An 8,169-nucleotide genomic window follows, 5' to 3' on the forward strand; every position below is an offset into this window, starting at 1 on the left:
GCGTCGATGACACGGGCCGCTTTTGTCCGCTCGACTCCTACGGCCGTCAGTGACCGACGAGTCCGCCACACCCGACGAACCCGACGACCCGGCGGTCGACGTTGGGACGTTCTTCGACGCCCTCGAACGCCACGAGCGACCGGTCGTCACCGCCAGCGAAGTCGCCCGCCTCGTCGACTGTTCGCAGTCGGCCGCCGTCGACGCCCTCGAATCCCTCGTCGAGACCGGCGACCTCCAGCGACTCGACGTCGAATCCGACCCGGTCGTCTGGTTCCCGAGCGACTACCGCGAAACCGCGACCCGCGAACGCATCACGGTGTTCCCGAAGCGTCGGGAAATCGTCGCCGACAACCCGACACAGTTCACCCGCGCGCGACTCTCCCAGTTCGCACACCTCCGGGATACGAACCGCGAACAGGGGTACATCTACGAACTCCGCGAACAGGACATCTGGAACGTTCCACACGACGACTACGAGGACCTCCGGACGACCATCCGCTCGGCGCTCGGTGGCCGTTACGACGCCTTAGAGGAGTGGGTCGAGGGACAGTGGACTCGCGCCCACCGGTTCCGACTGGCCACTCACGAGGACGGCTACGTCGTCCTCGAAGCACAGAGTGCGGACCTACTCGGCAACGTCGCCGAACAGCACCTCGCCGATGGCGTCCTCCGGGCTCGCATCGGCGACGAGACGGCGTGGGTCGCCGAGGAAAAAACAGCCGAACTCAAGCGAACGCTGTACGAGGCCGGCTATCCGGTACAGGACGACCGCCAGCTTGATTTGGGCGACGACCTTCCCCTCGAACTCGAACTCGACTTGCGCCCGTATCAGGCCGACTGGGTCGCTCGCTTCGCCGACGCGAAGTCGGGCGTCCTCGTCGGGCCACCGGGGTCCGGCAAGACCGTCGCCGCCCTCGGCATCATGGCCGACATCGAGGGGGAAACGCTAATCTTAGTCCCCTCCCGAGAGTTGGCCGCCCAGTGGCGCGAGCGAATCCTCGAAGACACCTCCCTCACTGCCGAGCAGGTCGGGGAGTACCACGGCGGCGAAAAGGAGATTCGTCCCGTCACCATCGCCACCTACCAGACGGCGGGTATGGACCGCCACCGGATGCTGTTCGACTCCCGGAAGTGGGGACTCATCGTCTACGACGAGGTCCACCACATCCCGGCGCCGATTAGCCGACGCAGCGCCGACCTGCAGACGAAACATCGGCTCGGGCTGTCGGCGACGCCCATCCGAGAGGACGACAAGGAACGCGACATCTACACCCTCGTCGGCCGGCCCATCGGTACCGACTGGGACGCGCTGTTCGACGCCGGCTACGTCGCCGAACCCGAAGTCGAGATTCGGTACCTCCCGTGGGCCTCCGAGACCCACCGCAACGAGTACGGCTCCAGCGAGGGCCACGAAAAGCGGCAACTCGCGGCGACCAACCCAGCCAAGATACAGGAAATCGAGGCGATTCTCCGCGACCACCGCGGTTCGAAAGCCATCGTCTTCGTGGAGTTCATCGAGCAAGGCGACGCGATTGCGGAGGCTCTCGGCGTGCCATTCATCAGCGGCGAGACGCCACACGCCCGTCGGAGTCGGCTGTTCGACCGGTTCCGAACCGGCCCACTCGACACCATCGTCGTCTCCCGGGTCGGCGACGAAGGCATCGACTTACCCGACACGGAGGTCGCCATCGCCGCCTCGGGACTCGGTGGGTCGCGCCGACAGGGCGCCCAACGGGCCGGCCGAACGATGCGCCCCGTCGGCAAAGCGCGGATGTACGTCCTCGCGACGCGAGGAACACGCGAGGAGGACTTCGCCCGCAAGCGGACACAACACCTCGCTTCGCGAGGCGTCCGCGTCCGGGAGGCCGACCCCGTCGCCTTCGGCGGGGGACGGGTGGCCGGCGACGACGCAATCCCCGCCGGCGAGGAGTAGGTTCAAATCGGTACCCCCCGATTGTCGATTCGTGACAGACGGCTCCGAGACGGACGGCCAGCCCCGCCACGAGCGACTCGCTCGCCATCCGACGCCGGGACCACGCAACTCCCTCCAGTCGTGGACCGACGCGAAACACCCCCTCCGCGTCGCGTTCAACTACGCGTTCATCGTCGCGGCGCGACACTCCCCGAGTCTGCGGCTGAAGAACTGGCTGCTGCGCCGCGTCGGTGTCGACGTCGGGACCGGCGTCTCGTGGGGGCTCGAGTCGACCCCGGACGTGTTCTGGCCCGAACTCATCACGGTCGGCGACGACGCCATCATCGGCTACGACGCGACGCTGCTGTGTCACGAGTTCCTCCAAGAGGAGTACCGAACCGGGGGAGATACACGTCGGCGAGCGAGCGATGATAGGCGCCGGCGCGGTCGTGTTACCGGGGGTCGAAATCGGCGCGGGGGCGCAGGTCGCCGCCAACTCGCTCGTCGCCGACGACGTGCCACCGGGAGAGACGTGGGCCGGCGTTCCCGCCGAGCCAGTCGACGGCGACGAGGAGTAAGTCGGGTTCCGGCCGTTCAGGCCCCTGCGGCGACCAACTCGTCGACGACCGCTTCGATGTCGGGGTCGACCCAGGGGTCGTCCGACTGCCAGGCGTACTCGATAGTCAAATCCGGTGCGAGGACGTACAGGGTCCGCTTGGCCAGTCCCGCTTCGACGCCGTCCCCCGCGTCCTCCTCGTGGATGGCGTCGTAGGCTGCACAGACGTCCCCTTCGACATCGCTCAAAAGCGGGAAATCGATGTCGTGGTCGTAGGCGAACGCCTCGTGCGTGAAGAGGCTGTCCCGGGAGATACCGTAGACATCTCGAGACGTATCGATGGCCGAAAGTGCGATATCGCGCAGCGAACAGAGTTCGTCGGTACAGACGGGGCTGAAATCGCCGGGGTAGAACGCGAGAAGTGTCGGGGTGCCGCGAGCGAACTCCTCGAGGTGGTATTCGGTCATCCTCCGTTCGTCGGCGTCGTTCGGCAGTCCGAGTCCAGAGAGGGTAAAGTCGGGCGCGGTCGTCCCTTCCGAGAGCATACGACGCCTTCGTCGGTTCGAGGCAAAATTCTGTGGGTCACCGAAGCCGCGAGCGCAATCAAGTCTCCCGAACTCGCATCGCACCCTCGCGAAGCACCATCCGGTTCGGTATCATGTACTCCTCGCCGTCGTCTTCGACGTAGGTGACGAACACGTCCATCTCCTGGACGATGCCGCGGTTGCCCGCGACTTCGACCTCGTCGCCGATGGTGTACGGTTCGGTCAAAAGCAGGTAGATACCGGCCGCGGCCGACGACAGGAGGTCTTTGAACGCCAGTCCGCCGAGGAAGAACACGCCGAAGGCGTAGGCCGCGAGCAGAACCAACAGCGCGCCGGTCGCGACGCCGAGTTGCGACAGCGCGATGAGTACCGCGACGTACAGCACCGACACCTTCACCAGCGTCGGTATGAGCGTCACTTCCGGGAGTTTGATGCTTCGGAGTTGTTCGCCGACGACGAGTTCTGCCTTGTCGGCGGCGATGAGGCCGACCATCACGACGAGGACGGCGATGAACACACGCGGGAGAAAGTCTACCAACTCCTGTATGAACAGTTCCGAGGGGAGGACGCCGAGGGTTCGGAGCGCGTACACCGCCGCGACGGTGAAGACGAACAGGCCACACAGTTGTGCGAGCAGGCGGACGCTGGAACTGCCGAGTTGCTGGGCGGTTCGCTCGAACGGCGTTCCTTCGACAGCCTCGTCGAGGCTGAAAGCGACGAGAACGCGACGGACGACCCATGCAGTCACCGCACCGAGTATCAGGCCACCGAGGACGACCGCGACGGCGACGGCGAGGTTCTGTTCGGCCGCCGTGAGGTCGCCGTACCACCCGCGTGCGGTACCCAACGGCATCAGTACTCCTCCGGGTCGAGTTCGAGGACGATTTCACCGCCCGAGAAGGCGCGAACCAGTCCGTCGGACTCCGAGAGGACGACCGCGACGGCGTTGGTGTCGCGAGTGATGGCGCCGGCAGCCATGTGACGGGCACCGAGTCCCTTCGGGATGTCGACCCCCTCGGCGGAGGGTTCGAGGTACCGGTACGCCGAGACGATTTTCCCGGCGTCACTGATGACGAAGGCGCCGTCCAACCGCGAGAACTCCTTGAGCATCACGTCGACGATGGGGTCGCCGACGTGGACGTGGCTCTTCTCGAAGGGGTTGTAGCTCAGCGGGCGGGACTTGTTCATCACCTTGCCGGCGTCGCCGACGACGAACAGCGCGCCGACGCGTTTGCCTTTCTGTCCCTTCTTCCCCAATTCGATTGCGACTTCGAGGACGTTCCGGATGACGTTGGGGTCGGCACGGCTGTTGACGAAGAGGTCGTACACCCCGGAGTGCTCGAAGTCCCCCGCGCGGACCCGAGACACCGTATCGATGTCGTCGGCGTACAGTTTCGTCGCACACGCGACTTGGTCGCCTTCCTCGAGGAATTCGTTGTCAAGGCCCCCCTCGATACCGAAGCGAATCCGCTCGCTGAGGTCCCGAAACTCCAGGGGGAGTTCGACGTAGTTGTCGGCGTCGACGTCGTTTTCCGGACTGACGACGACCACCGGCGTCTCGGCGTCGGCGAACCGCTCGAAAAGCGATGCGCTCGGGGAGAACAGGAACACACTATCCACGTCTGCTACGATATCGTCCAACAGGTCCCCGAGTTCACTCATCATTTGCCTATCGAATCAGACAGGAAAAAAGATTGCGGGCAGTACGACACGTGACTGACGAACCCCACCCAGCCGATAGGTTCGGAGTCAGTCGGTTCGCACACAATTATAAGGCCGTGGCACTCTCCCATGTGTCATGGCACCGTCTGACGACCTCTCGGTTGAACGCTATCGGAGACGCCCGGAAACAGTCGCCACGGACCGCGGCGACGGACCGCCCCTCGTGTTGTGTCACGGGACGCTCATGGACCGAACGATGTTCGCGCCCCAAATCGAGGCCCTCGAAGACGACTACCGCGTCGTCGCCTACGACACCCGGGCGCGAACCGACCGCTACGTCGGCCCCTACGACCTCTACGACCTCGCCGACGACTGCGCCGCGCTGATGGACGCGAAAGGTATCGACTCCTGTGTCCTCGGCGGCATGTCTATGGGTGGGTTCATGGCGCTGCGGTTCGCCGAGCGGTACCCCGACCGGGTCGACGGCCTCGTCATGATAGACACCACTGCCGGGCCACACGACGAGGACGAAATCGAGCGCTACGGAGAGATGATAGAGACGGCCCGGCAAGCGGGGGAGGTCCCCGAACAACTGGCCGGCGTCATCCAGCACATCCTCTTCGGGGCGACGACCAACGAGGAGAACACCGACCTCGCCGAGACGTGGGTCGACCGCTGGCGGACCTATCCCGGCGAATCGGTGTATCACGAGGTGAACTCGTGGCTCGAACGTCCCGACTTCACCGACGAACTCGACGGCATCGACGTGCCCACGCTCGTCGTCCACGGCGAGGAGGACGCGGCGTTGGAACCCGAGCGCTCCGACTCGCTCCTCAAGCGACTGGACGCCGAGCGGGTGATGGTTCCCGAGGCCGGCCACTCCTCGAACCTCGAAAACCCCGACCCCGTCAACGACGCACTCGCCGCGTTCCTCGACGGCGTGTACTGACCGCTGCCCGCTAATCGGCTCGTTCGATGTCGATTCTGTTTTCCGAAACGTGGAGGAACGTAATCTGGTTCTCCGTGTTGTTCAACTCCAACTCGTGGGTCATCGGTTCGTAAGCGAGTTTTCCGTTCCCATCGGCCTCGAAGGACTCTGCGACGACGCCGCCGACGATGTTGTCGTCAACCGCGCCGCCGCCGTTGATTTCGATTGTCGACCCTGGTGCGTACACTGCGCCGGTGAACTGCGCCGTACCGCTGAACGAGAGGGTATTGCTCTGGTTCGTATGAATCAGAACGAGCAAATCCGACGGGTCGCCGTTCGTGTTCGTCAATGGATTGCCACTGGCGTCGAGCGTCCCGTTTACGTAGACCGTGACAGTGCCACCACCGGTTATTTGCTGGTCTGCGCTGTGGGGGCCGCCCTGTCCCTTCAGAGTGAGGTCGCCGTTGACGACGACGTCGATATCACCGTCGCTGGTGTCGAAGGTCGTATCGGACCCGATGGTGACCGACTCGTCGGCGTAGTGGACCCCGTCCTCGATAACTTCGTTCTCGACGGTCCCGTCGAGGGACTCACATCCACCACTCCGGCAGTCGTCGACACGTGCCTCGATTTCGGAACTCGGAGACGGCCGGTCGACGCCGTCGATGGTCGGGCCATCGACCGCACTCTCGTCGATTCCGCCGACGGTCGTCGCCGCGACGGCGTGGTCGAACGTCTCCTCGAAGGGGACGGTTAGGTCAGCGACGACCGTCCGATTGTCGGGGAAGTGCTGGACGTTTCCTTCGGCACGACTCTCGAAGAACGTCGCCCACCCATCGTGGTAGTCGCTCTGGACCTCCACGTACACCGTGCCGTTGTCGAGTGGATTCCCCAACCCCCCATCAGGAAACACGACTTCCGTTCCATTGTCGGCCATCGTCCCCCGAACCGTTCCGGAGTCAGACCACGGCTGACCGGTCATTCGGACCAGTGGGAACGTCAGCGTCCGTCCACGGTAGTGGTACTCCGGCGGCGTGACCATGATGCTACCGCCGTCGTCGCCTCGCCAGACGCCACCACCCTGATAGGCCACTTCCTCATCGCCGACGGAGTAGACGAGGGCACCAAACGAAGCGTTGAGAATTTCGGTTTCCCCGCTCTCGTAATCGTGATACACTCGGACTGACCCGGCGTTCGGCCGGAACGAAACGGTCCCGTCATCCCCATCGAGACGGAACTGCTGACGAGGGGACCCACCCAAGCCGACCTGACCACCGCCTGCGCTTATTTGTGAGACAGCCTGTTCTGCGCTCTGCATCTGTGCGTCGGCTTTCGTGTCGGCGAATGCGGCTCCACCAATGACCACGATAGTCGCTGCAGCAGTGAGTACGAATCCCAAAATGAGCACGTTCCCGATGACCCCTGATTGCGCCCGCTCACCGCCGGTTTTCATTGTCGTTCGTTTCGTGCTCTTCAGAGTTTATTAATGGGCGAGGCGATTCGAGTTTCGAAATCGAGACTGTTCGAAAGAATCCGCAGAGCGAACGGAAGACGATGACACACCCAGAGGGACTATGCGTTCGCCGCGCCTACGATGAGTATGCGCGTTGCTGTATTCGGCGCTGGCTACGCCGGTCTGACGGTCGCCCGACGACTCGAGCGGTGGCTCCCGGAGGCGGTCGACATCGTCGTCGTCGACGAGTCGCCCTCGCATCTCGTCCAACACGAACTGCATCGAGTCATTCGCTACCCGGACCTCGCGGAGACCCTCACCGTACCGCTCGGGGAGGTCCTCACCCGAGCGACGGTTCGGCAGGCCCGTGTAACCGGAATCGACCCCGAGGCGGGCGTCGCGACCCTGGAGGTAAGCGGCGAGAGGGAGTCCCTCGAGTACGACTTCGCCGCGGTGTGTCTCGGCGCCGAGACAGCCTTCTACGACCTTCCGGGCGTCGAAGAGCACGCCACGCCCCTGAAGCGGCTGGACCACGCCGAAACCATCCGCAGCGATGCCTTCGATTCGGCCGGCGGCCATGCGGTCGTCGGCGGCGCCGGTCTCTCGGGGATTCAGGTCGCCGGCGAACTCGCGGCGCTCTCCGATTCCGAGGGCCTCGACCTCGACGTGACCGTCGTCGAGATGGCCGACCGCGTCGCCCCGTCGTTCGGCGAGAGTTTCGCCCGCGCCGTTCGGCAAGAACTCGACGCCCGCGGGATAGCCGTCGAGACGGGAGCAACCGTCGAGCGCGCCGACGAAGACGGTATCGGCCTCGCCGACGGCCGAACGCTTTCGGCCGACCTCCTCGTCTGGACCGGCGGCATCCGCGGTCCAGACGCCCTCGGCGGCGAGCGACGCCCCGTCAACGCCGACCTCGTAGTCGGTGACGGAACCTTCGTCGTCGGTGATGCCGGCGCGGTCACCGACGAGTGGGGCGAAGCAGTGCCAGCCAGCGCCCAGACGGCCGTCCGGGAGGCGCGAATCGCCGCGAAGAACATCGACCGACTCGTCCGCGAGCGCCGCGACGATGACGGCGAACGCGCCCGACTCGCGACGTACAGCTTCGACTCCCCC

The 8,169-nt window shown here is 64.8% G+C and carries 7 protein-coding genes and 1 pseudogene; 4 read left to right on the top strand and 4 right to left on the bottom strand.

Annotated elements, in window-relative coordinates:
- Positions 1-49 precede the first annotated feature (49 nt).
- Together GJ631_RS09955 and GJ631_RS09960 are read left to right on the top strand one after the other, a co-directional pair.
- Positions 50-1,933: a DEAD/DEAH box helicase gene (locus GJ631_RS09955; protein ID WP_370518631.1), complete on the top strand. Its 1,884-nt coding sequence runs from the start codon at positions 50-52 to the stop codon at positions 1,931-1,933.
- A gap of 31 nt (positions 1,934-1,964) precedes the next feature.
- A pseudogene (locus GJ631_RS09960) lies at positions 1,965-2,490 on the top strand (acyltransferase).
- Between the two features lie 16 nt (positions 2,491-2,506).
- Here GJ631_RS09960 and GJ631_RS09965 read toward each other — a convergent pair.
- Genes GJ631_RS09965 through dacZ form a run of 3 tightly spaced genes read right to left on the bottom strand, consistent with a single transcriptional unit; the run spans position 2,507 to position 4,675 of the window.
- A complete protein-coding gene (locus GJ631_RS09965; protein ID WP_156709009.1) occupies positions 2,507-3,013 on the bottom strand; it encodes a redoxin domain-containing protein in 507 nt (168 codons plus the stop codon).
- A gap of 58 nt (positions 3,014-3,071) precedes the next feature.
- Positions 3,072-3,866: a mechanosensitive ion channel domain-containing protein gene (locus tag GJ631_RS09970; protein WP_156709010.1), complete on the bottom strand. Its 795-nt coding sequence runs from the start codon at positions 3,864-3,866 to the stop codon at positions 3,072-3,074.
- Positions 3,866-4,675 (bottom strand): diadenylate cyclase DacZ, encoded by an 810-nt coding sequence (dacZ, locus tag GJ631_RS09975; RefSeq protein ID WP_156709011.1) that lies wholly within the window; start codon positions 4,673-4,675, stop codon positions 3,866-3,868. The genes GJ631_RS09970 and dacZ overlap by 1 nt, the downstream gene beginning before the upstream one ends.
- 136 nt (positions 4,676-4,811) lie before the next feature.
- Here dacZ and GJ631_RS09980 point away from each other — a divergent pair, with 136 nt between their 5' ends.
- The gene (locus GJ631_RS09980; protein WP_156709012.1) at positions 4,812-5,624 is read left to right on the top strand and encodes an alpha/beta fold hydrolase; all 813 of its coding nucleotides are present in this window, start codon (positions 4,812-4,814) and stop codon (positions 5,622-5,624) included.
- Between the two features lie 10 nt (positions 5,625-5,634).
- On the opposite strand, the gene GJ631_RS09985 is transcribed toward GJ631_RS09980, so the two are convergent.
- Positions 5,635-7,056 (bottom strand): archaellin/type IV pilin N-terminal domain-containing protein, encoded by a 1,422-nt coding sequence (locus GJ631_RS09985; protein WP_156709013.1) that lies wholly within the window; start codon positions 7,054-7,056, stop codon positions 5,635-5,637.
- A gap of 147 nt (positions 7,057-7,203) precedes the next feature.
- Between GJ631_RS09985 and GJ631_RS09990 the strand changes: the two genes are divergently transcribed.
- Positions 7,204-8,169, top strand: a 966-nt coding sequence (locus GJ631_RS09990) for an NAD(P)/FAD-dependent oxidoreductase (protein ID WP_156709014.1), incomplete at its 3' end; no start/stop codon positions are given.

The sequence above is a fragment of the Natronomonas sp. CBA1123 genome (assembly GCF_009741925.1).
GTDB lineage: Archaea > Halobacteriota > Halobacteria > Halobacteriales > Haloarculaceae > Natronomonas.

Excerpts from the sequence above, each read along its gene's own strand:
- dacZ (WP_156709011.1), bottom strand. The coding sequence starts at position 4,675 with ATGAGTGAACTCGGGGACCTGTTGGACGATATCGTAGCAGACGTGGAT.
- GJ631_RS09985 (WP_156709013.1), bottom strand. The coding sequence starts at position 7,056 with ATGAAAACCGGCGGTGAGCGGGCGCAATCAGGGGTCATCGGGAACGTG.
- GJ631_RS09980 (WP_156709012.1), top strand. The coding sequence starts at position 4,812 with ATGGCACCGTCTGACGACCTCTCGGTTGAACGCTATCGGAGACGCCCG.
- GJ631_RS09965 (WP_156709009.1), bottom strand. The coding sequence starts at position 3,013 with ATGCTCTCGGAAGGGACGACCGCGCCCGACTTTACCCTCTCTGGACTC.
- GJ631_RS09970 (WP_156709010.1), bottom strand. The coding sequence starts at position 3,866 with ATGCCGTTGGGTACCGCACGCGGGTGGTACGGCGACCTCACGGCGGCC.